At 50.3% G+C, this 25,664-nt stretch carries 24 protein-coding genes and 1 other RNA gene; 4 read left to right on the forward strand and 21 right to left on the reverse strand.

Annotation, left to right across the window (positions count from 1 at the left end; all coding sequences use genetic code 11):
• Positions 1 to 144: 144 nt before the first annotated feature.
• Complete coding sequence (locus A3848_RS14755; protein ID WP_074085672.1) at positions 145 to 1,476, reverse strand: PhoH family protein; 1,332 nt, start codon at positions 1,474 to 1,476, stop codon at positions 145 to 147.
• 103 nt (positions 1,477 to 1,579) lie between these two features.
• On the opposite strand from A3848_RS14755, the gene A3848_RS14760 reads away from it, so the two are divergent.
• Positions 1,580 to 2,170: a YhcN/YlaJ family sporulation lipoprotein gene (locus A3848_RS14760; protein WP_074085673.1), complete on the forward strand. Its 591-nt coding sequence runs from the start codon at positions 1,580 to 1,582 to the stop codon at positions 2,168 to 2,170.
• Between the two features lie 48 nt (positions 2,171 to 2,218).
• Here the strand turns inward: A3848_RS14760 and A3848_RS14765 are convergent, their stop codons facing one another.
• The 6 genes from A3848_RS14765 to A3848_RS14790 form a co-directional block, all read right to left on the reverse strand.
• Positions 2,219 to 2,674 carry a pyridoxamine 5'-phosphate oxidase family protein gene (locus A3848_RS14765; RefSeq protein ID WP_074085674.1) on the reverse strand — a complete coding sequence of 152 codons (456 nt, stop codon included), beginning with the start codon at positions 2,672 to 2,674 and terminating at the stop codon, positions 2,219 to 2,221.
• 70 nt (positions 2,675 to 2,744) lie between these two features.
• On the reverse strand, positions 2,745 to 3,818 hold the full coding sequence (locus tag A3848_RS14770; protein ID WP_074085675.1) for an LCP family protein: 1,074 nt from the start codon (positions 3,816 to 3,818) through the stop codon (positions 2,745 to 2,747).
• Between the two features lie 84 nt (positions 3,819 to 3,902).
• A complete protein-coding gene (locus A3848_RS14775) occupies positions 3,903 to 4,199 on the reverse strand; it encodes a YlaH-like family protein (RefSeq protein ID WP_074085676.1) in 297 nt (98 codons plus the stop codon).
• A gap of 197 nt (positions 4,200 to 4,396) precedes the next feature.
• Complete coding sequence (gene typA / locus A3848_RS14780; RefSeq protein ID WP_074085677.1) at positions 4,397 to 6,241, reverse strand: translational GTPase TypA; 1,845 nt, start codon at positions 6,239 to 6,241, stop codon at positions 4,397 to 4,399.
• Positions 6,242 to 6,494: 253 nt separating this feature from the next.
• Positions 6,495 to 7,007, reverse strand: coding sequence for a hypothetical protein (locus A3848_RS14785; RefSeq protein WP_074085678.1), 513 nt, complete (start codon positions 7,005 to 7,007; stop codon positions 6,495 to 6,497).
• Between the two features lie 305 nt (positions 7,008 to 7,312).
• The gene (locus A3848_RS14790) at positions 7,313 to 7,972 is read right to left on the reverse strand and encodes a TerC family protein (RefSeq protein WP_074085679.1); all 660 of its coding nucleotides are present in this window, start codon (positions 7,970 to 7,972) and stop codon (positions 7,313 to 7,315) included.
• Between the two features lie 232 nt (positions 7,973 to 8,204).
• On the opposite strand from A3848_RS14790, the gene A3848_RS14795 reads away from it, so the two are divergent.
• Complete coding sequence (locus A3848_RS14795) at positions 8,205 to 8,900, forward strand: TerC family protein (protein WP_074085680.1); 696 nt, start codon at positions 8,205 to 8,207, stop codon at positions 8,898 to 8,900.
• An 88-nt stretch (positions 8,901 to 8,988) separates the two neighbouring features.
• Here the strand turns inward: A3848_RS14795 and thiI are convergent, their stop codons facing one another.
• The 6 genes from thiI to A3848_RS14825 form a co-directional block, all read right to left on the reverse strand.
• Positions 8,989 to 10,215, reverse strand: a complete 1,227-nt coding sequence (gene thiI, locus A3848_RS14800; RefSeq protein ID WP_074085755.1) for a tRNA uracil 4-sulfurtransferase ThiI — start codon at positions 10,213 to 10,215, stop codon at positions 8,989 to 8,991.
• Between the two features lie 75 nt (positions 10,216 to 10,290).
• Positions 10,291 to 11,442, reverse strand: a complete 1,152-nt coding sequence (locus A3848_RS14805) for a cysteine desulfurase family protein (protein WP_074085681.1) — start codon at positions 11,440 to 11,442, stop codon at positions 10,291 to 10,293.
• 131 nt (positions 11,443 to 11,573) lie between these two features.
• Positions 11,574 to 12,335, reverse strand: coding sequence for a lytic transglycosylase domain-containing protein (locus A3848_RS14810; RefSeq protein ID WP_371916091.1), 762 nt, complete (start codon positions 12,333 to 12,335; stop codon positions 11,574 to 11,576).
• Positions 12,336 to 12,473: 138 nt separating this feature from the next.
• The gene (locus A3848_RS14815; RefSeq protein ID WP_074085683.1) at positions 12,474 to 12,884 is read right to left on the reverse strand and encodes a hypothetical protein; all 411 of its coding nucleotides are present in this window, start codon (positions 12,882 to 12,884) and stop codon (positions 12,474 to 12,476) included.
• Positions 12,885 to 12,896: 12 nt separating this feature from the next.
• The gene (locus A3848_RS33305) at positions 12,897 to 13,376 is read right to left on the reverse strand and encodes a DUF1540 domain-containing protein (RefSeq protein WP_305953430.1); all 480 of its coding nucleotides are present in this window, start codon (positions 13,374 to 13,376) and stop codon (positions 12,897 to 12,899) included.
• 41 nt (positions 13,377 to 13,417) lie between these two features.
• On the reverse strand, positions 13,418 to 13,915 hold the full coding sequence (locus tag A3848_RS14825) for a YpuI family protein (RefSeq protein ID WP_074085684.1): 498 nt from the start codon (positions 13,913 to 13,915) through the stop codon (positions 13,418 to 13,420).
• 203 nt (positions 13,916 to 14,118) lie between these two features.
• Here A3848_RS14825 and A3848_RS14830 point away from each other — a divergent pair, with 203 nt between their 5' ends.
• Positions 14,119 to 16,002, forward strand: coding sequence for a S8 family peptidase (locus A3848_RS14830; protein WP_074085685.1), 1,884 nt, complete (start codon positions 14,119 to 14,121; stop codon positions 16,000 to 16,002).
• Here A3848_RS14830 and pdxR read toward each other — a convergent pair.
• Entirely contained in the window at positions 15,999 to 17,438 is a 1,440-nt protein-coding gene (gene pdxR, locus A3848_RS14835) for a MocR-like pyridoxine biosynthesis transcription factor PdxR (protein ID WP_074085686.1), read from the reverse strand. The genes A3848_RS14830 and pdxR overlap by 4 nt on opposite strands.
• Before the next feature lie 97 nt (positions 17,439 to 17,535).
• Here pdxR and A3848_RS14840 point away from each other — a divergent pair, with 97 nt between their 5' ends.
• Positions 17,536 to 18,771, forward strand: a complete 1,236-nt coding sequence (locus A3848_RS14840) for an aminotransferase-like domain-containing protein (protein ID WP_074085687.1) — start codon at positions 17,536 to 17,538, stop codon at positions 18,769 to 18,771.
• 113 nt (positions 18,772 to 18,884) lie between these two features.
• Here A3848_RS14840 and rnpB read toward each other — a convergent pair.
• From rnpB to A3848_RS14875, 7 genes are all read right to left on the reverse strand, one after another.
• Positions 18,885 to 19,298, reverse strand: an RNA gene (gene rnpB, locus A3848_RS14845) — RNase P RNA component class A.
• A 62-nt stretch (positions 19,299 to 19,360) separates the two neighbouring features.
• Entirely contained in the window at positions 19,361 to 20,476 is a 1,116-nt protein-coding gene (locus tag A3848_RS14850) for a Nif3-like dinuclear metal center hexameric protein (RefSeq protein ID WP_074085688.1), read from the reverse strand.
• Positions 20,452 to 21,249, reverse strand: a complete 798-nt coding sequence (locus tag A3848_RS14855; protein WP_256702377.1) for a tRNA (adenine(22)-N(1))-methyltransferase — start codon at positions 21,247 to 21,249, stop codon at positions 20,452 to 20,454. The genes A3848_RS14850 and A3848_RS14855 overlap by 25 nt, the downstream gene beginning before the upstream one ends.
• Entirely contained in the window at positions 21,225 to 22,049 is an 825-nt protein-coding gene (locus A3848_RS14860) for a hypothetical protein (protein WP_074085690.1), read from the reverse strand. The genes A3848_RS14855 and A3848_RS14860 overlap by 25 nt, the downstream gene beginning before the upstream one ends.
• Positions 22,050 to 22,146: 97 nt before the next feature.
• Positions 22,147 to 23,280, reverse strand: coding sequence for an RNA polymerase sigma factor RpoD (gene rpoD, locus A3848_RS14865; protein WP_036683799.1), 1,134 nt, complete (start codon positions 23,278 to 23,280; stop codon positions 22,147 to 22,149).
• Positions 23,281 to 23,320: 40 nt separating this feature from the next.
• The gene (dnaG, locus tag A3848_RS14870; RefSeq protein WP_256701879.1) at positions 23,321 to 25,156 is read right to left on the reverse strand and encodes a DNA primase; all 1,836 of its coding nucleotides are present in this window, start codon (positions 25,154 to 25,156) and stop codon (positions 23,321 to 23,323) included.
• Between the two features lie 24 nt (positions 25,157 to 25,180).
• Entirely contained in the window at positions 25,181 to 25,654 is a 474-nt protein-coding gene (locus tag A3848_RS14875) for a YaiI/YqxD family protein (RefSeq protein ID WP_074085758.1), read from the reverse strand.
• Positions 25,655 to 25,664: the final 10 nt, after the last annotated feature.

Here is a 25,664-nt window from a genome sequence, read left to right on the forward strand (position 1 = left end):
ATCCCCCGCCGTTCCTTTGGGGGGGGCAATGACAAACAGCCGGAAATGATCTCCCGGCTGTTTGCTGTAAATTGCAGCCCTTCTGCGGCTGGACTGATGAAAGAGTACTAATTGGAAAAGGATGCTGGTATGTTAGCCCGATACTTATAGCAAGTCGGCAGCCAACTGGGCCAAGTGTGAACGCTCGCCCTTTTCAAGGGTAATATGTCCGCTGATCCCCTGTTGCTTGAACTTCTCCACGATATAGCTGAGTCCGTTGCTTGCAGCATCCAGATAAGGATGATCAATCTGCTCGGGGTCACCCATAAGGATGACTTTACTGCCTTCTCCCGCTCGGGAGACGATGGTCTTCACTTCGTGGCGGGATAAGTTCTGTGCCTCATCAATGATAATGAATTGAGACGGAATCGAACGTCCGCGAATATAGGTGAGGGCTTCCACTTGAATACTGCCGAGACCCATCAAAATTTTATCGATATCACCGGACTTCTTTGTATCGAACAAAAATTCCAGATTATCATAAATCGGCTGCATCCATGGACGCAGCTTTTCGTCTTTCTCGCCGGGAAGGTACCCGATATCCTTACCCATTGGCACCACCGGACGGGCAATCAGCAGCTTCTTGTACTTATGCTCATCTTCTACTTTGAACAGTCCGGCAGCCAGAGCCAGTAACGTTTTCCCTGTTCCCGCTTTACCGGTGATAGTGACCAACGGGATATCGTCATTGAGCAGCAGCTCCAGCGCCATCCGTTGTTGAGCATTGCGGGCACTGATTCCCCATACCGCATCATTTCCTAGATAAAGCGGCTCCAGACGGGACGCATCGCTGTTGACTTTAAGCAGAGCCGATTTGCCGGTGCCAATCTCATCCTTTAAAATAACAAATTCATGCGGGTACAACGGATAAGACAAGGATAATTGTTTGATAGACAAGGAACGGTGGCTGTAATATTCATCGATAAGCGAAGGATGGACCATCAGCGATTGATAGCCGGAATACAGCTCATTCAGATCACCCGTACGGTCGGATAAATAATCCTCCGGTGTTATGCCAAGCACATCCGCCTTGATGCGGACGAGCACATCTTTACTCACGAGCACCACAGGACTTGGTTCAGCCTTTTCATTCTCCTCATGGAGATAATTAAGCGCGACAGCCAATATCCGGTTATCATTGGAGACTTCACCGAACATTTCTTGTACTTTTACGAAGCTGCGGTGGTTAAGCTCTACCTTCAGCGTGCCTCCATGCTCCAGTACCACACCGCTATGCAAGTGGCCGAGTTCACGAAGTCCGTCTAATAAGCGCGACACGGTGCGGGCGTTGCGGCCGATTTCATCGGCATTGCGCTTCTTGGAGTCGATTTCTTCCAGGACTACTGCCGGAATGACAACTTCATGCTCCTTGAAAGCAAAAATCGAATTGGGGTCGTGCAAAAGCACGTTGGTGTCTAGTACAAATATCTTTTTCATGTTATCCCCTCCACAGCGCCTGGTTTGATTGGTCATACATAACTCTATTCAGCGAGGGTAAGCTAAGGTAAAGACCTGATCTTTCGCTGAAAGGAGTACGCATATGAGAAAATCAATGTGTCTGTTGCTGGTACTGCTGCTGCTGACAAGCTGCGGTATCGCTAATAAAGAGTCATCACCCTCTCCTCAGGATAAACAATCGGCAAAATCATTAAGCAGCCAGGGGAACCAGGGAGTGCAAAATTTATCGGGTGAAGGAGCCACTGCCGCCCCCATACCTTATTCACAGCCCGGACAACCTTCTGACGGCAGAGGTGAAAGTGATGTTGTACTCAAGGACCATTTTGAGCGGCTTGCCAAAAGAGTTCCCGGTGTAAAGGGCGCTCACTGCGTCGTTATGAACAATGTCGCTGTTGTCGGTATTGATGTTGATGGATCTCTTACCCGGTCCCGAGTCGGAAGCATTAAATATTCTGTGGCAGAAGCCATCCGCAAGGACCCTAGAAGCAAGGATCCAAGAAGTGTAAAAGCATTCGTCACCGCTGACATGGATATATCCAGCAGACTTGCCGAAATGGGCAAACACATCAGCAAGGGACATCCGGTGTCTGGTTTCGCCTCTGAGATGGCAGACATTATCGGACGTATTATCCCGCAGCTTCCGAAAGATACCAAGCCCAAAGGCAATCAATAGAAGCTGTCTTGGTTCAAAGAATTGGACAAAAAAAGCCTAGTGACTTGATCACTGGGCTTTTTGCATGGCGGCAAACACCTGTCCGTCCAGCTTATCAGCCGCACGCGCATCGTATACCTTCGCATATTTTGGTGCGGACTCCAATTGTGCGCCATAGAAAAGCGCATTGCGGACCGCTTCAATTTCAACATCAAAACAGCACATCTTGAACGGAACATCGGACAGCGGATCCTGCCTGACGGAAGCACGACCGTTAATAGCATGAACGGTACCCTCGCCAAAGACCGTGATGGTGACCATCGGATTTACCTTCATGTTGTTCACAAGTCTGGAACGGTGGTCGACAGCCAGTCGCACAATAGAAGGGCTAACTGCATAGATCCAGGAAATCGCGGTGGACGTTGGTCCGCCAGTTTCCGCATCCACAGTGTTCAGTAGAACAAAAGTTTCCGACTGCAGCATGGTAAGCAATGTTTCGTTAAGCTGTGCAACGGCTTCGGACATAAGTACAGGCCCCCTATGCAGCTTGGATGCATTCAATTTATTATATTATAGCACATGCCCGAACTTGCATTCAATTTTGGGATGTTGGTGCAATGCCGGCAATGCGGTCTTGAAGACTTTTCTTGGCTGCGTCCAGCTCTTCATCGTTAATATATACATATGGGCTGCGCCACGTTCCGGTTACCGGTTTGAATTCAATGTTCTCCTTGGAAATCTTCCAATAGGTAGTGATCATATTCTTGATCTGTTCATTCTCAATATCAGTCTTCATATTGTCATCCACAGCGTCGAGCACCTTACCGATCTTCAGAACACCGCCCAGTGACTGCATCTGTCCAACCAATGAATGCAGAACTTCGTTCTGGCGTTTGTTGCGGTCAAAATCATCTGAAGCCTTGGTCTTTGGGCTGCAGTTCGACTTGCGGTAGCGCACGTAATCGAGCGCATCATCGCCGTTCAGCTTTGCCGGCCCCTTCTTCAGGTCGATATCCGTACCATCTACACTATCCGTGTAACACATATTTTCACTAATATTGACATCCACTCCGTCCAGCTCATCCACAACATCACGGAAGCCCTGGAAATCAAGGACGGTCACATAATCCACATCAACATCAAGGTATTTGCCCATCATGGTCTTCATCTCATCTTCAGCAAGAATACCTGAGGATTTCTCCTTGCTTTTGAACCGGGCATAAAATTCATTAATCTTGGTCTTCTTGTACCCGCTAAGCTCCACATAAGTATCCCGGGGAAGCGAGACTACTGTAGCGGACTGTGTTTTGGGGTTAAGCGACACGACCATAATCACATCGGTCAGATTGGAAGGATGCTTCGGCCGATTGTCTGTCCCCAGCAGCAGCATTGTGATGGGCTTCTCTGAGGCGGAATGTCCCGCCTTTACTGGCTGGTCTACACCGAAGCTGCCTTGGTCAAACTTCCAATACAGAAAGCCGCCATATCCCAGAACAGCGAGAATGACAATGATTAGAATAACCAAAAGCATTCTTCCCATCCTCGCCAATGCTCCGCGTTTCTTAACATTTTTCTTTGGCACGGGTCTAACCGTGCTGTTCGGCTGCGGTCTGCCGCTTCTCTGATTCCCGCTCGATCTTGGAGGCAAACTGCCTTTATTTGTACTCATAATGGAATAAGGTCCTTTTCATATCAACTGGTATTCAATTGCTCACTCTTTCAATTAGACGAATTCAAGCGGCAAAAGTTGCGATTACTGTCGTTTGCCCGCTGCTGCCGCCTTACGTCTCTGCCGGGCCTCAACCATGTAGCGGACCCGTACAAGCAGCATAAGCCCTACAGCCACCAACAGGCACTGGATAATGGGCAGCTTGTCGTGCTGGAAGATGAGCAACATGCCCGAGCCCACCGCCATCATCAGGTATAACACAATTTCCTTGCCGATAGGCAGCTTCTGATTCACGCGGAAAACGCGGTTGTACACATAAGTCAGTAAAATAAAGATGACAATGTAAGCGACAATAGGATGCTCAGCGAACCAGATCTGCAAAGCTCGTCACTCCCTCCGGGAATAAGTTCGCTTACATTATAACATTCAACACGCTTTTATACCGCAAGAATCCTAAGAATTTGAGGGAATTAAAATCGGCTTATTTAAATCAAAAACCGCCGGAATGATCCGGCGGCTTAAATGAAGAACGGAATGCTGTACTGTGGCAGAGCAAACAACCATTCGTTCAGAACAACTTAGGCTTGGCTGGCTTGCGCCGCTTTACGCTGTTTTTCCACACGTTCGCGTTCGCCCTTATTCAGGATCTTTTTGCGCAAACGGACAGATTTTGGTGTGATTTCGCAATATTCATCATCGTTCAGGTACTCAAGCGCACCTTCCAGTGAGAACAGGCGAGGGGTCTTCATCTTCACCGTTTCATCCTTCGTTGCCGAACGAACGTTGGTCAACTGCTTTTCTTTGCAGATGTTAACGATGATATCGTTATCGCGGGTATGCTCCCCTACGATCATGCCTTCATAAATTTCAGTACCTGGTTCCAGGAAGAGAATACCACGGTCCTCAACGCCCATCATGCCGTAAAGAGTAGTGTTTCCAGTCTCACTGGATACAAGTACACCTTGATGACGTCCGCCAACCTGGCCACCAATCAGTGGAGCGTAGCTGTCAAAGGCATGGTTCATTACACCATAGCCGCGTGTCAGCGTCAGGAAGTACGTATTATAGCCGATCAATCCGCGTGCAGGAATCAGGAATTCCAGACGAACCTGTCCGGTACCGTGATTGATCATGTTGACCATTTCCGCTTTGCGAGTACCCAGACTCTCCATAACGGCTCCCATACTTTCTTCAGGAATATCAATCATCAGACGCTCAAGCGGCTCCATTTTGGCACCGTCGATTTCCTTGACAATAACCTCAGGTTTGGATACCTGCATTTCATAACCTTCACGACGCATATTCTCAATCAGAATCCCCAGGTGAAGCTCACCGCGTCCGGAAACGATAAATGCATCCGGGCTGTCAGTTTCCATCACGCGCAAACTCACATCGGTTTCAAGCTCTTTGAAGAGCCGCTCACGCAGCTTACGGGAAGTCACCCATTTACCTTCTCTACCCGCAAAAGGACTGTTGTTCACGAGGAACGTCATTTGCATGGTTGGTTCATCAATCTTCAGGACAGGCAGCGCTTCAGGGTTCGCCGGATCGGCAATCGTCTCACCGATGTTAATATCCTTGATACCGGCAATGGCCACGATGTCGCCAGCGCCCGCTTCTTCTGTTTCTACACGCTTAAGACCCTGGAAGCCGAACAGCTTCTCGATACGGGCTGTTTTGCTCTTGCCGTCACGCATGATGACCGTAACGGATTGGCCTTGCTTAATTATGCCACGGTTCACGCGTCCGATAGCAATACGTCCCAGATATTCATTGTAGTCCATCAATGTTACAAGGAACTGCAGTGGTTCTTCAATTTTTTCAGTTGGAGCCGGGATATGCTGGGTAATGGTTTCGTACAGTGCAAGCATCGTTTCATCCTGCTTCTCAGGATCCATGCTGGATGTACCGTTAATTGCGGAAGCATAAACAACCGGGAACTCCAATTGGTCGTCACTGGCTTCAAGCTCAATAAACAGATCCAGGACTTCATCAATAACTTCCTTCGGACGTGCAGCCGGACGGTCAATCTTGTTCACGACAACGATAGGTGTCAGGTGCTGCTCCAGCGCCTTACGCAGAACGAATTTCGTTTGCGGCATGCAGCCTTCATACGCATCGACAACTAGTAGTACACCGTCAACCATCTTCATGATGCGTTCTACTTCACCGCCGAAGTCGGCGTGTCCAGGGGTATCTACGATGTTGATCAGGAACTCTTTATAGGTAATTGCTGTATTTTTGGCTAGGATGGTAATTCCGCGTTCCCGCTCCAGATCGTTCGAGTCCATGGCCCGTTCTTGCAGGTGCTCGTGAGCGCTGAAAATTCCTGATTGCTGCAGAAGCTGATCGACGAGTGTTGTTTTGCCATGGTCAACGTGGGCAATGATCGCAATATTGCGGATATCTTTTCTTGAATGCATGATTTGTATCCAAATCCTCTCATTTATCAAATTAAAAATGTTTAAATTTATAGCTTGTCGCGGCAGTCTCACAAAAGAAGCGCCAGGCAGAAAGCCGACGCTTCAACATATCCTTAATATTATAGTGAAAGTACTATGAAAAGCAAGTCTTTTTATGAAAAAACGGTTTCCAACTCCGTTTAATTTTGCTAAAGTTGCATTCGGGCAATTTCCCCGTTCCTTCTTTGATCTAGTTTCGCAGGATATAGCTGTTTTACCAGCCTCCGTTCCACTTTTTACGGCCCCCCGGTTTGCCCCGTCCAAAGATCAGCCAGGCACCTGCTGCAATCAGAATAGCTCCGAGCAAATAGAGTGCTCCCGTTCCCAGCATGCTGAAGATCAACAGTACAAGACTGAGCAGTCCCAGAAGGACAGCTGTAGTCGTAAGTCCGCCGTTTCGTCCCGGTGAATAGAGTGAATACTCATACAGTCCGACAGCAATGCCCAGCAGCAGCAACGGCCACAGATGAGACATCAGTCCCCAGCCCCAGGTATTGCAGAAACCCAGCAGCAAACCGTATACGGTCAGTATCCCAGCGGGCAGCAGCACGGATGCGGGAGCCCGGCGGCTGAAGAAAAGCACATGCAGGAACAGGCCGGGAACCAGAATCACGAGTGGCCACAGCGCACGCCCGAGAAAGCCGAACACCCCCAGCTTTCCGAACAGTATCACTATGCCGGCAACGAATATAAATATACCCAGTTTTGCGTCATTTTTGGAAGACATTTTCCACCCGTCCCTTCAAGATTCATGTCTCTTCACTCAGACCCGCCACTGCGACACACAAGCATGTGACAGGATTCCCTTTATATTTTATCTGAAAAATAAATAAAACACCATCATTCTTCTTGTTATTGGTTCCCATGCTAAGAAGAAACGACTTCGCCGTCCTCTGAAAGAGGCTTGCAGCCGTTTCTCCAAAAATATAAGGATAATTTATAGCGTGAAACATATCAATTCTTATATTTCAAAAAGACCGGGCCAAAGCTGTTGTACAGCTCTGACTCAGCCTAGGGATCCTTTTCAGAGTTCTACTTTACCGATAAGGTGCCGCGCTTGAACAAGCCCGATACCACCACAATGATTCCGAGCAGCAGCGGCAGCATCGAGTGGATCGACGGCAGCAGGAAGGAAATCACCGCACCAAATTTGGCATCCTGAAGCAGCATATCTCCCGCCGTATATGCAAGAATATATGCCCCAATGTAGATTAGTACTGGGAAACGATGCAGCCAGCCCACAATGATTCCGCTGCCCCAGACTACAATCGGAATGCTTAAAGCGATACCGATCACAATCAGTGCAAGATCCCCCTTCGCCACGCCTGCAATGGCCAGCACATTGTCCAGACTCATAATAAAGTCAGCGAGCAGAATGGTGCGGACGGATTTCCATATGGTAGAGCTCTCTTCTACCCGGACATCCTCTTCCTCCTCAAGCAGCAGCTTGAACGCGATCCACAGCAGCAATATCCCCCCGCCGGCCTCGATATAAGGAATCTTCAGCAGCAGTACTGCGGCAAACGTCAGCAGGCAACGCAGCACAACTGCACCGGCAGCCCCCCACCAAACCGCCAGCTTGCGGTGCTGCTCCGGCAAATTTTTGCTGGCCATTGCGATAACCATTGCATTATCTCCGCTCAGCACGAGATTGATCATCAGTATTTCACCAAGCAGCAATAAAGAATCCATTTGACTTCAGCCTCCCCGAACTGCATGTATTTACATGTATGTCCAAGCCGGGCAAGCTATGCTTCTTGGGCAGGCTTTTTTGCAAGGTACGAATGTCCGGGGTTTTTATAGCGTATACAACACTATACGGTTCAGGGCAACTTCCAAAATGCATACACATACTCAGGATGAACGTTTTGTACGAAGCTGATCCAAAAAGTAATTCTAACAAAACACTAGGAGTGACACGCTCTTGAACACATCCGTTTGGGATTTCATTTTGCCGCTGCTCAATATTATCTTTCTGGATCTGATTCTGGCCGGTGACAATGCCATAGTCATTGGCCTCGCTGCACGGAATTTACAGGGAAAAACACAGAAAAAAGCGATCTTGCTGGGTACAGGCGGAGCTGTAGCACTACGGATTATCGCCACTATTCTGGTAGTTTGGCTGCTTAAGATTCCCTGGCTGCTGCTGTTCGGGGGTCTTCTGCTCATTCTGATTGCTTATAAGCTGCTGACCGGAGATAACGGGGGGCCAAATATTCAGGCCGGGGGGACACTTTGGTCGGCGGTCCGGACGATCATTATTGCGGATGCTGCCATGGGTCTGGACAATGTGATCGCCATCGCCGGGGCTGCCAATCATAATATAGTGCTGGTTGTGCTGGGACTGCTGATCAGTGTTCCAATTGTCGTCTGGGGCAGCACCCTATTCATTAAGCTGATGGGGCGCTATCCCTGGATCATTTATATCGGCGCTGCCGTACTTGGACTGACGGCCTCAAGCATGATTACCGAAGAGCAGCGGATCGGTCCATTTGTTGAAGAGCATCCGCTGCTGCGTGTTCTTTTTATTCTGCTGGTGATTACAGGGATCCTAGCAGCCGGACACTGGAAGCGGGTCCGGGATCACCGGAAATCGGTACATGGCGGACCGGCTGTCTAAGGAATTCCCAACCCGTCACAGGATAACACCGAATGAATAAAGGAGTGCACCATTGACCATAAGGTCTGGTAGCACTCCTTCTTTTTGACTAGAACCATTCCTCTTGAAGCCCAGCGTCCGCCGGGACCATATCCCTTGGCTTTTCATCCCCGTAAGGAGTAATGGTGACCGTCTCTGTGCCGGCGACCGCGGCATCCAGGAGGCTACTATAACCCGGAAGGGTAGCTTCAATTTTATCCACGATCCGCAGGTTAGGATTAGTCGTCGGCGATTTGGGGACAAACAGTGTGCAGCAATCCTCGTAGGGGAGGATAGAGAGTTCATAGGTACCAATGGTTTTGGAAATGTCCACAATTTCGCTCTTGTCCATCATCACGAGAGGACGCAGCAGCGGAAGCGGGGTCGCACGGCCGATTACATTCATGCTGGAAAGCGTCTGGCTGGCAACTTGTCCGAGGCTTTCTCCTGTAACGAGAGCCAGTGCCCCCTCCTGCTCAGCCAAACGCGATGCAATCTTCAGCATGGCCCGGCGCATCAACGTAACGATTAGATTATCCTGTCCGATACCGGTAAAAGAGGTCTGCACCTCCGTAAATGGAACAAGATGCAGCTTAATGACACCCGCATATCTTGACAGCACCCGCGTCAGATCTACGACTTTTTGCCTGGCTAGCTCGCTGGTATAGGGAAAGCTGTAGAAATGGACACATTCGATTTCGAGTCCCCGCCGCATGGAGGACCAGCCAGCGACAGGACTGTCAATACCGCCAGACAGCAGCAGCATGGCTTTGCCGTTGGTGCCCAGAGGGAAGCCTCCCACACAGGCAATATTTTCACAGAAAATAAACGTATGGCCTTCCCGGATTTCAATTCTCAGCTCCATCTGCGGTGACTTCACATCCACAAGCAGACCCGGATAGCCTTGTAGCAGCGGTGTTGAAATAAGCTTATTCATTTCTATTGAACCATAAGGGAATTCCTTCCATACCCGCCGTGCATTCACCTTAAAGGTCGTGCCGGCTGGTGGCGCTGCAATCTGCAAAAAGGTCCGGCTGACGGATAATATATCCTCAAATTCCGATTGCGAAACTTTGACCGGACTGATGGAAGCAATACCAAAAACGTTGCGCAGCACAGCGATCAGTTCCTCTGCAGGTTCTCCGTTCAACTGAACGTAAATGCGTCCGAATTCCTTGCTTAAACTGACCTTGGGAAAGGGCTTGACCATCTCCTGCACATGGCGTAACACTGTTTTTTCAAACCGCGAGCGGTTTTTCCCTTTTAAAGTAAACTCTCCGAACCGCAGCATCAACATGTCTGCATACTCGCTACTTCTTACTATCCCTGCCCTGGGTTCAACCGCGTATCCATTCTCTATCTCTTTCATGTATTACTTCATGCCTCCTTCAGCTTTCTTCAATGACTGTACCGCAGCCAGCAGCGCTTGTTCAAGCTTGTCAACATCAGCTTCCGTATGGCTATCCCCAAGGCTGATCCGGATACCGCCAAGTGCCACCGGGACATCTCGGCCCATCGACAGCAAGATCCGGCTCGGTTCGGCAAGACGCGAAGAGCAGGCTGAACGGGTCGAGACGGTCATCCCCAGCTCCTCTAGCTTTCGGGCGAGAACCTCTCCCTTCATGCCCGGGTAGGAGAAATGGACAATATGAGGGGCACCGTCCTCTCTGCTGTTCAGAATTAGCTCGGGTATACGTGAGATAAAATGCAGTAGCCGGTTACGAAGCGGAATCAGCCGTCTGCTGAGCTCCTCCCGATTCTCACCGCTCATTCGCACAGCCTTGGCTGAAGCCACAATCCCCGCTACATTCTCGGTTCCGGCACGGTTTCCATTCTCATGAGAGCCTCCCGTCAAGAGCGGAAACAGTGTTACCCCTTCTCTGGCAACCAGGATACCTGTACCGCGTGGTCCGCGAATTTTATGCGGGGACAAGCTGTACAGATCAGCCTGCCACTCCTTCAGCTGAGTTTCAAGCTTACCGTATCCCTGCACCCCGTCAACATGGAACAAGGTCCGCCGATTCACAGCTTTGATTCCCTCGCCAATCTCCCGCAGCGGCTGCACTGTTCCAATCTCATTGTTGACATGCATGACACTAACAAGCACCGTATCCGGGCGGACAGCAGCGGAAACAGCTGCCGGATCCACCATTCCCGAGCTTTTTGGCGCGACAAAAGTAACCTCCCATCCTAGACCTTGCAGCTGCAGGCAGCTCTCAAACACGGAAGGGTGTTCCAACTGTGTTGTTACGATATGACGCCCCCTGCCCTGATACTGCAGGGCAGCACCTTTTATAGCCAGGTTATTGCTCTCGGTTGCTCCCGAGGTAAATAGTATTTCATTCGGCTGTACGCCAAGTGAAGCTGCGCACACTTCCCGCGCACGAGTGATAAGCCGCTCTGCTTCCACCCCTGCGCGGTGCAGGGAAGAGGGGTTGGCATAATGCAGCCTCATGATTTGTTCTACGGTCTGCACCACCTCATCGTAAGGAGGTGCAGCAGCTGCGTAATCCCAATAAAGCATATATTGAAGGTCTCCTTTGTGTCTTTCTTAGCAGCGTGCAGGAATCTCCTGCAACCCATCTAGGGCGAAAAAGGATCAAACGGTCCTTTGCCACCACTGTGGTCTAAGGGTAACCCGTTTGATCCTTTTTATTATACCGCGTATTTCGCGCGGGCGCGTTCTATTTTGGTGATATAAGCCTGGGTTTCCTTTGGAAGCTGCGACAGATTGGCCAACAGCTCCAGGTCATTGTTAACACCCAGCTTGTTCACACGACCCGGACCGGCATTATAAGCGGCAAGCGCCATGTTCTCCTGCCCGTTATACCGTTTCAATTGATAGGATAAATAGCGTACCCCACCGTCGATGCTCTGAGCCGGGTCAAAAGGATCTGATACACCCAGTCCGTTTGCCGTTCCATCCATTAGCTGCATCAGCCCTTTGGCTCCGGCTGAAGATACAACATGAGGATTAAAAGAGGATTCTGTATCAATAACCGCTTTGATCAGATCAACAGGAACGCCGTATTTCGCACTCGCCGTTTGAATCAGGTCTTCATAATCTGTAGGTTTCGTCTCCGTTATTTCCCCGGAAATGGAGTTATAGGCTTCTCCTCCCCCGCCAATTTGCTGCCACAACAGCCCGTTTAAGGATGAACTGTCCATTGAGGCCAGCGCATTGCCGATGTCCCCGCTGGTATTCTTGAGTGCACTCTCCTGCAGGAGGGCCGCAAATTCTGCGGATGAGCTGCCCGAAGCTGCCGATTTATTTTTGACCATCACATTTTTAACCTGGGAAGAGCTTCGTAAATCGATCCATTTCAGCTGGCCGGTTCCGCTTCCTGTTGCTGCGGCATTAATCACCATTCTGAGCATTCCTTCTTTCAAGGTTGTTTTATATGTTAAGGTTCTCATTTCAATTCTAAAATACGCCTTTATTTTACAATTTCTCCGCTGTAATTGCTATATGCCGACACGAAAAAACAGACTTCAGACCCGCATAGATAGGTCTTAAAGCCTGTTTCGATTCCCTTCTTACATTGGATTATACGGCTAACGGGCAAAAGGAATCATAATAAAATAGCTGAGTGTGGATACAATTCCCAGCCCCATGGCCCACGCCCCTGCAGTTTTTTGCCCCCTGGCATAGGCATAATAGCCAAGGACTGCTGCAATGGGTCCCAAAATAATAGACCAGATAAATAAGGAAACGATCCCAAACCCCAAGCCGACATACCCAATCGTACGGCTCCCCGTGTTTGTTCCGTCTTCCTTTTTGGCTTCTTCTGCATCTGCCCCGTTAATATGCCCTCTGTGCACATGAGCCGGCAACGGGTTGATCTCGGCTGCATATTCCTCATTTAGGGCCCTGTCCCGCCGGGGATAATCTATTCTCCGCGGACGCAGAATTATTTTTGGGCGTGAATCACGGTCCAGACTGGAATCATCACTACGCTTGTCCATGGCGGTGCCCTCCTAATCCTTCGGCTTGAACGTCAGACAACAGGTGGCAGAAGAAGTAGACGCATGATCGTGATGGCCCTTGTCAGTCATTTCTTCGGCATACTCTTCCAGATAAGCACTGCCCGAATGTTTGTCGATTTCGATCAAAATTTGATCTGCGCGGCACAGGTTCTGCTCTCCCCAATAATTACAGTTGCTCACACTGCATTTCACAAGTGGTTTGGCGGTTGTCATCGTTATCACCTCGGCTTCATTATGTCCGCGGAAGGCCACACCTATCCTGCAAAAAGGGTTTCCAATTGAACACACGCCCCCCAGCTTCCGCCAACAATCAAGTGGAAACGGCATAGAAATCCTTATAAGGACGGAAGCCGTTTCAGTTTCCCCATTGGTAAGCCTGCCACTCCTACTGCCAAGCCTGTAGCGGACTTTCACCGCCAAGTTATCGCCGATGCCGGGGCACGCAAAAAAGACCACATCTGCCATATCCATGGCAAATGCGGTCCAGTTGTACCGGGACTATTCAGCTCAGGCTATACCTGATTCTGCATGCGTTTCTCGGTCAAATAATCATTTTCATAGTAGCTTAGGTCATCCCGCAGTTCTTCGTAAACCTTGGTGATATCCATAATAATGTCGCGGGCCGGACGAACCGGCTTTTTCCGGAAACGGATGGCATCTTGGCCGGTATAGGCATAACGCCCATCTTCGGAATAGCTTTCATTCTTGGGATAAAAGAAGTTGTTTACCCCAAAATGATATACGTTATATAGCGCTTTTTGCGCAAAGGCTTCATCGAATGTGGCACGCCGCAAAGCAACCCCAAGCTTCTCATATGACATTTCCGAGAACACCAACAAATGGCGGAGATCGGACAAAAAGCCTTGATAAAAGAGCAGCGTTTCCTCATCTTCCTCTGTAGCCAGTTGCGGCAGCGCATGCTGATTCAGGAATAATTCCATTTTTCCGATTACGGATTTAAGCTTTTCTCTCGTCGTTTCACACAGTTTCTGCACATTGGCTGCTGACATGGCGATTGCTCCCCCTTATTATTCCTGGCTCATGAAAGTTGAATTAAATTAAGCGAGGTTTTTCCAAGTGTTTTACTTAGTAAGCACTTACTTTCTGATATTAACATAAATCCTTGGACGACGGTATCCTTTTCTGCAATGCATAAAACCTGTGTTCACTCCTAAACCTACAGCTATTACGATTCCATGAAGGAGCGGAAAATATGTCACGCAAAAATGTAATGCTTGCCGGTCTGGTCACCGCCGCTTTTACCATAGCAGTTCTAACGTTCACATTTCGTTCCGATGGAGAGCCTAAGCCGGGGCAAGCCTCTGTGCCTAATCCTTCACAGGAAAAAACGATTAAGAAGGCCACACTTTCTCAGGATGTCATCGCCACTGACCGCTTGAACCGGGTAGATGTCAGCAAGCATCTGAGAACGATGCTCCTCGAGACGAATGGCAAAACGCCCGAGGATATTTCAGCATATGCCAAACGTCTACAGCAGGGACACGGCCATATCACCATGCTGATGTGGATTGATTTCCGAACGAAGCAGACCAGTACCTTTAAATCATCCTTTCCAGAGGGAAGCGACCAGGAAAACAAACAGCTACTGAAATATCTGAATACTGCAAAAGCCGCAATCAAGGGGCATCAGGCTTATGAATCCCCTTCTTTTATTATCGGCAATAAAAAATATTATTTCACCGCCCAGCGCGATCAGCAAGGCCGTTATGGGGTCATCGCCCTGATTCATCAAAGGATCCTGGATAAGGTGGCTGAGCACCAGCTCAAGAATCTGCGGCTAATCCCCTATCCGAAGGAAGGCAAGTACCGCGTCGAATCAGTCCACGCCGATACTCTGAAGGATCTCACCGTCAAAACTGGCCATGACAACGAGAATGCCAGCCATTATTACGAAAATGAGATTGTCGTCCGCTTCAAAAATGGTCACCCTACCGCAGGACAGCTGCAGACCATTGCCGCTGATATCCGCAGTAAGGAGCCGCGCAAACTCGGTTACGCCTACATTTTCCGCTCGGGGAAGATGAACTATACCCAGTTAAAAACCTATTTCAACGACAAATGGCATCCGCAGTATACGGAACCTCACTATATGTATTTAACCAATGATGCCGTCAGCGAAAATAAAGCCACAGTAATTACACCGAATGATTTACTTTTTTCCGCTTACCAGTGGAATCTGCCGGCTATCGAAACTGAACAGGGCTGGAATCTATCCAAAGGCAGCAAAGATGTCATTGTCGCGGTGGTAGATACCGGGGTGCAGGCAAATCATCCGGACCTCAAAGGCCAACTGCTTGCCGGATATAATGCCATAACGAAAACGTCCCCCCCTGACGATGATGTGGGTCACGGCACACATGTTGCGGGAATTATAGGGGCATTAACCAATAACGGAGAAGGTGTGGCCGGCATTAGCTGGTATAATAAGATTCTCCCGGTAAAAGCACTAGACAACTCAGGTGCAGGCACTACCTATTCCGTAGCCGAAGGGATTATCTGGGCTGCAGACAAGGGTGCCAAAGTGATTAACCTCAGTCTGGGCAACTATGCCGATTCGCAATTTCTGCATGATGCGATTAAATATGCCTACGACCGCGATGTGGTAATTGTATCCGCTGCAGGAAATGACAATACAGAACGTCCTGGTTTTCCTGCCGCCTATCCCGAGGTCCTTGCAGTTGCTGCAACAAATGCCACGGGTGAAAGAGCTTCCTTCTCCAATTACGGGGAATATATTGATGTCGCCGCTCCCGGGGAGAGCATTGCGAGCACTTATCCCGACAACCAGTATGCGGCACTGTCCGGAACCTCGATGGCCAGCCCGCATGTTGCGGCACTCGCCGGACTGGTGCGTTCGCTGAACCCGGCTCTGACCAATAAGGAAGTAATGGCAATGATGACATCAAACGCCATAGATCTGGGTGATCCCGGCCATGACAAATATTACGGCTCAGGCCAAGTGGATATCTACAGGACTCTGCAGGCAGCAGCGGGAGGCGAGGTTCCGCTTCAGCTGTTCCCGCAACGTGTCGGCCGCCAGCTCAACAGTCTCCGGCAGAGTCTCGAAAATCATTAATCCGAAGAGCGGAGATGCTTGTCCAGCAAAATAAGGAACAGCTTCAGGCCACGCTCCATATCCGCTTCCTTCATTTGCGAATAGCACAAGCGGATATGTCTTGAAGGCTGATCACCGGCATAACACACATCGCCGGGCAGAAAAGAAATGCCCTCCTGCTCCGCCAGCTCATGGAGCTTCTTAATACCGGATGCGGAAGGAAGCTGCAGCCAAAGATTCAATCCTCCTTCGGGAAGAACCCATGTCACGCCCGGTGGGGCATATTGCTTCAGCAGCTTGGCAGCCTTCTCCATTCGTCTCCGGAGGGCAATCCGGAGTTTGCGGGCATAATCCTCATATTTATGGGCAATGAACGGGAGTATAGCCCCCTGCGTAAGCAGAGGACTTCCCAGATCACTGGCCGACTTGGCAGCGATCAGCCTGGACAGAATGTTCCCCTCAGCAGCCACACAGGCGATCCGGCAGCCCGGGGCAATGACTTTGCTGAAGCTTTTCATATATACTACATGCCCGTCCTCATCCATTGACTTGATTGAAGGGGGAGGCGGTGTGCGGAAATACAGGTCGCTGAACGGATCGTCCTCCACAATCAGACAGCGGTAGCTGCGGGCAAGCTCCAGCAGCCGCTGTCTTCTTGTTATGCTCATAGTGACACCGCTAGGATTCTGATAGGTAGGGTTGGTATAGATCAGTTTGGGCGGCCTGGCATCACACAGCCGGGTCAGCACATCCACCCGCATCCCCTCATGATCCATAGGCACAAAGATCATCTCCGCTCCTCTTCCGGCAAAAACATCTATAGCCCCGGTATAACTAGGCGCTTCCAGATATACAGTATCCCCCGGACCCACAAAGGTCCGTGCTACAAGATCGATCCCCTGTTGTGTTCCGCTGGTAATCATTAGATCAGCGGAACTGATGTGTATGCCGCGCGGCTGCAAATGCCTGCGCATGATCTCACGCAGCTCTGGATCACCCTGAAAATTGCCGTAGGAAGCCATCAATTCAGGCTGGCCCGTTACCAATGCTGCCATGGTCGAACCAATCGGCTCGAGAGGAAGCAGTTCACTATGAATCGCTGCCAGATGGAATGGGAATTCCACCTCGGTGTAGTCAAAATTGCGCCACAGCTGTGCACGCGGCAAATAATCATCGTATCTGTCCTGCCAGCGTGTCCCGTTCCCTGCTCCGCTTGGCTCATGCTCCGCTACAAAGCAGCCTTTGCCCTGGCTGCATACAATATGTCCCCTCTTCTCCAAATCAGCGTAGGCTTTGCTCACCGTAACCTGGCTTACTTTCAGTGTAACTGCCAGTCCCCTGACGGAGGGGAGCCGGGTTCCCGGCTGCAGGAGCCCGGAAGTGATCCGCTGAGCCAGCGTATCACTGATTTGCTGCGGCAAGGCTTTGCTGCCGCTGCGGAGCAAATCGATATGCATTCTTCCGTCCTCCCAACTGTTATATTCAGCGCTTTACTGTTATACCGCTATGCCGTTATGATACAACAAAATCAAAGCAGCGGGGGCGTATTTTTTTATGAAGATTAATTTTTCAACTGCGGCACAACACTTGGGTTCCTCGGCAGTCCGTGAAATACTAAAGGTAACCCAAGGTAAAAATATAATATCGCTGGCCGGGGGATTGCCCGGAGAAGAATTATTTCCAATGCAGGCGGTCCGGGATGCTTACAACAGGGCGCTAGCTGCGGATACTTCAGCCCTTCAGTATGGCTTGACCGAAGGCTATCTGCCGCTTCGTGAACAAATCGCTGCAAGACTCACCGGACAGGGGATTGCTGTGTCTGCTTCCGACATGATTCTGACTACAGGCTCGCAGCAGGCTTTGGATCTGCTATGCAAAATTATGCTCGACCCTGGCGACAGTGTGCTTGTAGAAGCGCCTACTTATCTGGCTGCGCTTCAGGTGCTTGGCTCTTACCGTGCGGACATCCACACTGTCAAGAGTGACGAACACGGTATGCTCCCGGATCATCTGGAGGAGCAGCTTCGCATCCAGCGGCCCAAGCTGTTGTATGCCGTTCCTACCTTCAACAATCCCTCGGGTGCCACCTGGAGCAGGGAACGCCGCGAACAGACAGTAGAATTATGCCGGCGCTACAATGTTCTTATTCTTGAAGACAATCCGTATGGGGAAATTACCTTCGATGATGCTCAAGGCGCATACCCTCCTACTCTTGCAGCGATTGATCGAAGCGGTGAGGGCGAATCCTGTGTAGTCTACACAGGAACCTTCTCCAAAATCGTCGCCCCGGGGCTGCGCACCGGCTGGATCATCGGGCCTCCTGAATTGATCCAAGTGATCACCAAAGCCAAACAGGCTGCAGATTTGCATTCAAGCGCTATTGACCAGCGGGCGCTGTCCGAACTGCTGCATAACTTTGACCTTGAGGAGCATATCCGCCTGATTTCGCGCGAGTACCATTCACGGATGAAACTGCTCTCCGGTGAGCTGGCATCCCGTGGCTGGGAAGGCACTCATTTTCTTAAGCCGCGGGGCGGTATGTTCCTGTGGCTGACATTGGCCGAACACATTAACGCTGCTAAGCTGCTTCCTTATGCCGTCCGGCAAGGCGTAGCTTTTGTACCCGGCGAGGTGTTCTATTCCGAGCAGCCGCACAGGAATACAATGCGGCTCAATTTCACTCATACGCCGCCTGAGCTTATGCAAATTGCCGTGCAGCGGCTGGATGAAGCCCTGAACATATACGGGCAAAGTGCAGAAGCCTCGCAGCCGATTGCTCAAGCAGATTAAACAACAGTTCAGCATATAAAGTCCTATATTTATACAAATAAGCGGCCCTCCGAGGAGGGCCGCTGTCTTATGATTAAACCAGTTGAATTCAACAATACTTGTAAGTTGTCAGTTAGGAAAGTTTGCCGTAAGCCGGGTTCTGTGCTCGTCGTGGTTCAAACGGGAACTACCCTCCCACCATAAGCGACAATCATCTATCTAGGCCGTACATTACTGCACAGCTCCAGCGACCAACCTAGACGCGCCTCAGGCGAAGGCTGCTTCTTCCGTAAGGAGAAGCTGCGTCTCATTAGGTCTTGCTCCAGATGGGGTTTACCAGGAACGAAGTCACCAGCGTTCCTCGGGGTCTCTTACACCTCGGTTCCATCCTTGCCTGTGCCGCTCGAAAGCGGCCATCGGCGGTCCATTTCTGTGGCACTATCCTTCGGCTCGCGCCGACTGGACGTTATCCAGCACCCTGCCTTGTGGAGCCCGGACTTTCCTCCCGCGGCGTCTTCACGCGCACCGGCGATTGTCTGTCAAACTTTCCTGAACAACATTGTATATTATACAGACTTGCACCTTGGCGCACAAGTGTAAAAATGTGGTTTTACAGGAATGCAAAAGGCTCCGTGTTCACTTGAGAGACATGCACAGCTGTATCATATTTATGCTCAGTCAGCTTGCCCGTCATCCATTCGGCTACCTTCACTTTCATAATCTTCTCTGCATTATGTCCCGGATCAATTAGGGCGATACCGGCCAGAGCAGCGTCCTGGGCTGTATGATAGTCAATGTCTCCAGTCACCAGCACATCTGCTCCTTTGAAGATGGCACTGCTGTAATACTTTGCCCCGGAGCCCCCCATTACGGCAGCTTTACGGATGGGGCGGTTCAAGTCGCCGACGACGCGCACATGGTCCACCTGTAGTCCGCTTTTGACCGTTTCAATGAATTGGCCTAACGTTATCGGCTCCTTAAGCTTCCCGACCCGGCCCAGTCCGAAGCTGCGGCCCTTGAGGTCCATGGAATAGAGGTCATAAGCCACCTCTTCGTAAGGATGGGCCTTCAGCATGGCCTGCACAACTTTGTTCCGGATGGGCAGGGGCACAATCGTTTCAATGCGGATTTCCTCCGCATGCTCCAGCTTGCCCTGCTCCCCAAGGAACGGATCAGAGCCTTCTCTCGGGATGAACGTGCCGTACCCTTCAATATTGAAGCTGCAGTGGCTGTAATTGCCAATCCAGCCGGCACCGGCATTCAGGATGGCATCCAGCACCTTCTGGTGATGATCCTTTGGCACGAAGACCACCAGCTTGGACAACTGTTCAGTATGGATATCCTTGATCGGAGAACCTTCCTGAATGCCGAGAGCTTCAGCCATCCAATCATTCATGCCGCCTTCTGCCACATCCAGATTCGTATGGCTAATATAGACGGCAATATCATTTTTGATCAGCTTCTCATAGAGCCTACCCATTGGAGTATCGGTCTGAATTCCCTTGATCGGGCGGAAAATAATCGCATGGTGGGCGATGATCAGATTGCAACCCCGGACGATAGCCTCGTCCACAACGGTTTCATTCACATCAAGCGCCACAAGGACGCCGGTAATTTCCTTTTGCAGAGATCCCAGCTGGAGGCCTACGTTATCCCATTCCTCCGCCAGATGTTTGGGAGCAAGCTGCTCCATATAACCGATTACCGTTTGGCCTTTGGCAAACATTCCAGCACCTCCGTAATTCGTCTGATCTGTGCTTTGATCTTGCCGCGTTTCTCCTCTGCAGATTCAAGCTCTGAGCGTGACAGAGAAGTTAGAATACCTTCGAGCTTATCAATCTCCCCTTGCCACTTGGCGAAGAAGGCTTCATTGGGCGCCTGAAGCAGCCAAGGTCCCATCTCCAGCAGCAGCTCACGGTCACATACCACACCGGAAGACAACCTAAGCTCCTGGTACAGCTGTTCATTCGTAATTCCGGCAGCCGCCGCTTCCCTCACTGCCGTCAGAATTTCATAGATCTTGCCGTCTTCCTCCAGAATATGCTCGGCGGTAAGTACCCACCCGTGGTTCAAAAGCCAGCGGCGGAGAATATCCTCTCCCACATTCGGCTGCAGCGCGAGGGTTTTGACACCTTCCAGCCTGCCAAGGTTCAACCCACGATCCAGGATCGAAGCAATGAGGGCTCCCCCCATACCTGCTATGGTAATGCAATCCACTTCTCCAGGCTCCAGTACCTCAAGCCCATCCCCATGTCGTACGGCAATCGCCTTCCCGAGTCCGGCCTCTGCAACCCCTCTTCGGGCAGCTTCAAACGGCCCCGGGTTCACCTCTCCTGCAATAGCAGACCGTACCCGTCCGCTCCCAACAGCCGCTACAGGCAAAAGCGCATGATCCGATCCGATATCGGCGACCACGCTGCCCTGCGGAATTTGCTCCAGTACAACCTGAAGCCGTTTTGATAATTTATTGTTATTCATGAAGTCACCCACGGTATCCATTTTTTACGAAATATAAACAGCAGAGCAAGACCTGCCGCGATCTTCAATATCAGTATTAGCGAAACCCACTGTGGAAAATCAGGTCTCAGCAGCAATGCGTCGATCTCAGGCATAATCCACAGCAAAACACCAACGCCCAGGTAGACTCCTGAAACACCATTCACCCGGTGATGCAGCAGCCAGCTCAGCCATACCATAAGCACACACAGCGGCAGATACAGCAGCTCCAGTTCAAGAATAGAGGCATCCGGACGCACCTGACCGAAGAATCCGGCATAGAGCAGGGTCCAGAAAGCAAAACCGCAAAAATGCAAAAGGCTAATGCGGAGGAGAAAACCAAGAACGACCCACAGCAGTCCGCAGCCTGCAATCAGCAAAGGCCTCCAGAAGTCCGGGTCCAGGTTATGTAGTGCAATCAGCCATAATCCGAATCCCAGCGTTAATATGCTGCCTATCCCTGCGAGCATGAGACTGATCATGTTGTTCCGGTCCCGGTAAATGGCGGAGTAGCCATAACAAACAATTAGGACACAGAGTGCTGTTGCAAGTTGCAAAGGCCAGGGAAAAACGCTAAAATAAAGACTAATCAAGAAAATCAAGGAAATAATTCCAAAACCAAACAGCCAAATTTTGATGCTTCCCTGCTGAAGATTGCGGAATGAAATCGGATTGCTGTCCTTCACCTCTGCCTCATCATCATAGAGGTTGGTCAGGAAATCACAATACTGCTCCGGCAACACTTTACTTCTTCTCCAGTACTGAATTTCTCTTAAAATAATTTCACGTTTTTCCAAGTTCAACGGCTCAACCCTCTTTCGGACCTTGACTCTGGCACTTGCTTCTATTCAAGATAAAAGACCTCCTGCCACCGTGCAGCAGAAGGTCGGTTCATAACAACTATTCGAGGAAATCCTTAAGACGTTTGCTGCGGCTCGGATGGCGAAGCTTACGCAAGGCCTTCGCCTCAATCTGGCGAATCCGCTCACGGGTAACGCCGAACACTTTGCCAACTTCCTCGAGCGTTCTCGTCCGTCCGTCATCCAGGCCAAAACGCAGACGAAGCACATTCTCTTCACGCTCGGTTAGCGTGTCCAGCACATCCTCCAGCTGTTCCTTCAGCAGTTCATAAGCAGCCGCATCCGCAGGCGCAAGGGCCTCCTGATCCTCGATGAAATCACCCAAATGCGAATCATCCTCTTCACCAATCGGTGTTTCCAGCGATACCGGCTCCTGGGCAATCTTCATAATTTCTCTGACCTTTTCAACTGTCAGTTCCATCTCGGCGGCAATTTCTTCCGGCGACGGCTCACGTCCAAGCTCCTGCAGCAGCTGACGGGATACCCGGATCAGCTTGTTAATGGTTTCTACCATGTGTACCGGAATACGGATCGTACGGGCCTGGTCTGCAATCGCCCGTGTGATAGCCTGACGAATCCACCAGGTCGCGTACGTACTGAATTTGAATCCTTTGTTATGGTCAAACTTCTCAACGGCTTTGATCAGACCCATATTGCCTTCCTGAATCAGGTCCAGGAACAGCATTCCGCGTCCGACATACCGTTTGGCGATACTAACTACGAGACGCAGGTTCGCTTCAGCCAGACGGCGTTTCGCTTCCTCATCCCCGTTTTTGATTCTCATCGCCAGTTCTACCTCGTCGTCAGCCGACAACAGCGGCACCCGTCCAATTTCCTTCAGATACATCCGGACCGGGTCATTAATCTTAATTCCGGGCGGGAGTGACAAATCGTCGTCGAAGCTGAAGTCATCGCTGTCTTTGTCCTCATTATCCTCACTTGGACGGAGGCTGTTCACCTCTTCGTCATTCTCATTCACAACCTCGATACCCAAATCACTCAGTTGCTCGTAGAACTCCTCCATTTGCTCGGGGTCCTGATCAAACGGCGACAATTTCTCCATAATATCTTTGTAGTTCAATGATGATCTTTTCTTGCCTTGCTCAATAAGCTGGTCCTTCACCTGATCCAGAGTAAATTCCGCTTCCAGTTCAGTGTGCTGATCGTTCGCCATAATTCGACTCCCTCCTCCCTAGGTACATCCTGTCAACTGCTCATTGTCTCTCTAGGGCTATAATCTCACTTGCAATTTGTGCCGCACGCAAAAAGTCGCCTGATTTCTCAGCCTGAATCATCTCTTCACGCTTCTGTTCCATCCCGCGTTGCACGGGGTATTTCCGCACTTCACGGATACAATCATCCAGGACCTGCGTATTCCAGTCCGGAGGAGTGTCCATCATGGAAATGGCTGTTGCAGTCTTTTCCAGACGGTCATCCTGAAGTGATGATAGAAACCGGCTGATGCCGGGTGGTTTGCCTTGCGCGTAATAGGCATATAGATAAGCGGCTATTGCCGCATGATCATCAATGTTGAACTCTTCTCCGAGGCGTTCGCCTACATATGCGGCAGCTTCCGGGTCCTGTATCATCAAAGACAGCAGGCGCCTTTCGGCAACATGGTAAGCCGGCAGCAAAGTCGGTGTTTGCACTTGCCCTTTTTTATGCCTACCATTATTCCACCTTTTGTCGTTATTATCCCCTTCGGGGATGTTTTTTTGCATCGAAGCCCGAAGTAAATTGCAGTCCTGCTTCAAGCTATCATATGACAGCTCCAGCTCAGAGGAGATTTCACGCAGGTAGACCTCGCGCTCTGTGGAGGAATGCAGTGATGCAATAATCTCCAGTGCCTCCTTGACATAGGCAATTTTGCCGTCTTCCTCTAGGAGTATATGGTTTTTTTTCAGATATATAAGCTTAAATTTAATCGATGAGACCGCTGAATCAATGACTTGATCCTTGAAACGCTCTCCGCCATGACGGGAGATGAACTCATCGGGATCGAGTCCGCTCGGAAGCACGGCAACCTTTACCCGCAGGCCATTGTCCTCCAGCATCGGGATCGCCTTAATCGCAGCAGCTTGTCCCGCCTTGTCGCCGTCATACGCCAGAACAATTTCATCACCCAGGCTCTTCATCAACGCCACATGCCCATCTGTAAGTGAGGTGCCCATGGTAGCTACGCCGTTATGCACACCTGCTTCCCAAGCCGAAATGACATCCCCGTAGCCTTCAAAAAGGACGATTTGCCGCGTTTTGCGGATGGATGCTTTGGATTGGTGCAAATTGTACAGAATCCGGCTTTTGTTAAATAATCTGCTCTCCGGGGAATTCAAATATTTCGGCTGACCCTCTCCGAGAATTCTTCCGGCAAAAGCAATTACCTTCCCTGTGCGGTTGGCAATCGGAAAAATGACACGTCCGCGGAAGCGGTCAACGTACCCTTTCCCCTCGCCTCTGGCAGACAGCAGTCCGCCCTTTTCCATCTCAGCGAGATCAAAATTTCTTTTCTCGAGGAACTGCAGCAGTGTATCCCAGCGGTCCGGTGCGTAGCCGATTTGGAACTGGTCGATCATTTTGTCGCTGAAGCCCCGGGATCTCAAATAATCCATGGCGGCAGTGCCGTATTCCGTATTCTTCAGCAGAAAATGATAAAATTTTGCCGACAGCTCATAGGCCTGAATCAGCCGGTCACGCTCAGGGTCAGGAGGAGACTGAATCCCCCCTGCTCCTTCGGGAACAGATATATCGCTTTCTTCCGCCATGATTCGAACTGCTTCGGGGAAGGATAATCCTTCGATTTCCATCCTGAATTTGATGGCATTTCCACCCATACCGCAGCCAAAGCAATGAAAGACACCCCTATCAGGGGTTACAGTGAAGGAAGGAGTTTTCTCCGAATGAAACGGGCAGAGGCCCCATAAATATTTCCCCTGCTTGGACAAATGAACAACCTTACCGACTGTATCGACAATGTCATGCCGTGCGAGCACACTCTCGATAACCTCTTCCGGAATATTACCTTGTCCGCTAGCCACTTCAACCACCTTCATCTCTTAACAAGTAAATATAATTCGCTATAGCTGTACATTCTCCTGCAAAAGTGTTAAAAGTTTTGTCAGTTTATGTTGAAAATAAATTTTTTCTTCCGTGGTGATCGCTTTAGGTCCCTTGGAATAGTGTCCCCGCCGGCGCTCCACGGCCCTGGCATGCCTGCCCTCCAGCATAAAATCCATTGTGGAATCGTCATATTCCTGTCCGCGGTTAGACAAAACCCTGCAGCGTTTGCCAAGCGCAAGTGCAGCAAGGCCAAAATCCTGCGTAACGACAATGTCTCCTGCAGAAATATGGTTGGCGATATACAGGTCGGCGCTATCTGCCCCGCGGTCCACCTGAACGATGGAGACGCCCTCTTCACCCTTAAGCACATGATCGTAGGATGAGACCATGATTACCGGGATCCTGAAGCTTCGGGCGACCGTAATGATTTCTTGCTTCACCGGACAAGCATCCCCGTCAACTACGATCTTTCTTTCCTGGGAACCTTCCATGAGCATCACC

It is taken from the genome of Paenibacillus sp. P32E (assembly GCF_001909085.1).
Lineage (GTDB): Bacteria > Bacillota > Bacilli > Paenibacillales > Paenibacillaceae > Paenibacillus_AQ > Paenibacillus_AQ helianthi.

What these genes read in the sequence shown, in the direction of transcription:
- thiI (WP_074085755.1), bottom strand. Translation starts at nt 10,215, where the DNA reads ATGTTGATGCTGCGGTTCGGAGAGTTTACTTTAAAAGGGAAAAACCGC.
- A3848_RS14805 (WP_074085681.1), bottom strand. Translation starts at nt 11,442, where the DNA reads ATGCTTTATTGGGATTACGCAGCTGCTGCACCTCCTTACGATGAGGTG.
- A3848_RS14770 (WP_074085675.1), bottom strand. Translation starts at nt 3,818, where the DNA reads ATGAGTACAAATAAAGGCAGTTTGCCTCCAAGATCGAGCGGGAATCAG.
- A3848_RS14825 (WP_074085684.1), bottom strand. Translation starts at nt 13,915, where the DNA reads ATGTCAGCAGCCAATGTGCAGAAACTGTGTGAAACGACGAGAGAAAAG.
- A3848_RS33305 (WP_305953430.1), bottom strand. Translation starts at nt 13,376, where the DNA reads ATGGATATGGCAGATGTGGTCTTTTTTGCGTGCCCCGGCATCGGCGAT.
- rpoD (WP_036683799.1), bottom strand. Translation starts at nt 23,280, where the DNA reads ATGGCGAACGATCAGCACACTGAACTGGAAGCGGAATTTACTCTGGAT.
- A3848_RS14760 (WP_074085673.1), top strand. Translation starts at nt 1,580, where the DNA reads ATGAGAAAATCAATGTGTCTGTTGCTGGTACTGCTGCTGCTGACAAGC.
- A3848_RS14755 (WP_074085672.1), bottom strand. Translation starts at nt 1,476, where the DNA reads ATGAAAAAGATATTTGTACTAGACACCAACGTGCTTTTGCACGACCCC.
- A3848_RS14810 (WP_371916091.1), bottom strand. Translation starts at nt 12,335, where the DNA reads ATGAGAACCTTAACATATAAAACAACCTTGAAAGAAGGAATGCTCAGA.
- dnaG (WP_256701879.1), bottom strand. Translation starts at nt 25,156, where the DNA reads ATGAAGGTGGTTGAAGTGGCTAGCGGACAAGGTAATATTCCGGAAGAG.
- A3848_RS14840 (WP_074085687.1), top strand. Translation starts at nt 17,536, where the DNA reads ATGAAGATTAATTTTTCAACTGCGGCACAACACTTGGGTTCCTCGGCA.
- A3848_RS14815 (WP_074085683.1), bottom strand. Translation starts at nt 12,884, where the DNA reads ATGGACAAGCGTAGTGATGATTCCAGTCTGGACCGTGATTCACGCCCA.
- typA (WP_074085677.1), bottom strand. Translation starts at nt 6,241, where the DNA reads ATGCATTCAAGAAAAGATATCCGCAATATTGCGATCATTGCCCACGTT.
- pdxR (WP_074085686.1), bottom strand. Translation starts at nt 17,438, where the DNA reads ATGCATATCGATTTGCTCCGCAGCGGCAGCAAAGCCTTGCCGCAGCAA.
- A3848_RS14855 (WP_256702377.1), bottom strand. Translation starts at nt 21,249, where the DNA reads ATGGATACCGTGGGTGACTTCATGAATAACAATAAATTATCAAAACGG.
- A3848_RS14875 (WP_074085758.1), bottom strand. Translation starts at nt 25,654, where the DNA reads ATGGAAGGTTCCCAGGAAAGAAAGATCGTAGTTGACGGGGATGCTTGT.
- A3848_RS14790 (WP_074085679.1), bottom strand. Translation starts at nt 7,972, where the DNA reads ATGGATTCTTTATTGCTGCTTGGTGAAATACTGATGATCAATCTCGTG.
- A3848_RS14830 (WP_074085685.1), top strand. Translation starts at nt 14,119, where the DNA reads ATGTCACGCAAAAATGTAATGCTTGCCGGTCTGGTCACCGCCGCTTTT.
- A3848_RS14785 (WP_074085678.1), bottom strand. Translation starts at nt 7,007, where the DNA reads ATGTCTTCCAAAAATGACGCAAAACTGGGTATATTTATATTCGTTGCC.
- A3848_RS14765 (WP_074085674.1), bottom strand. Translation starts at nt 2,674, where the DNA reads ATGTCCGAAGCCGTTGCACAGCTTAACGAAACATTGCTTACCATGCTG.
- A3848_RS14850 (WP_074085688.1), bottom strand. Translation starts at nt 20,476, where the DNA reads ATGTTTGCCAAAGGCCAAACGGTAATCGGTTATATGGAGCAGCTTGCT.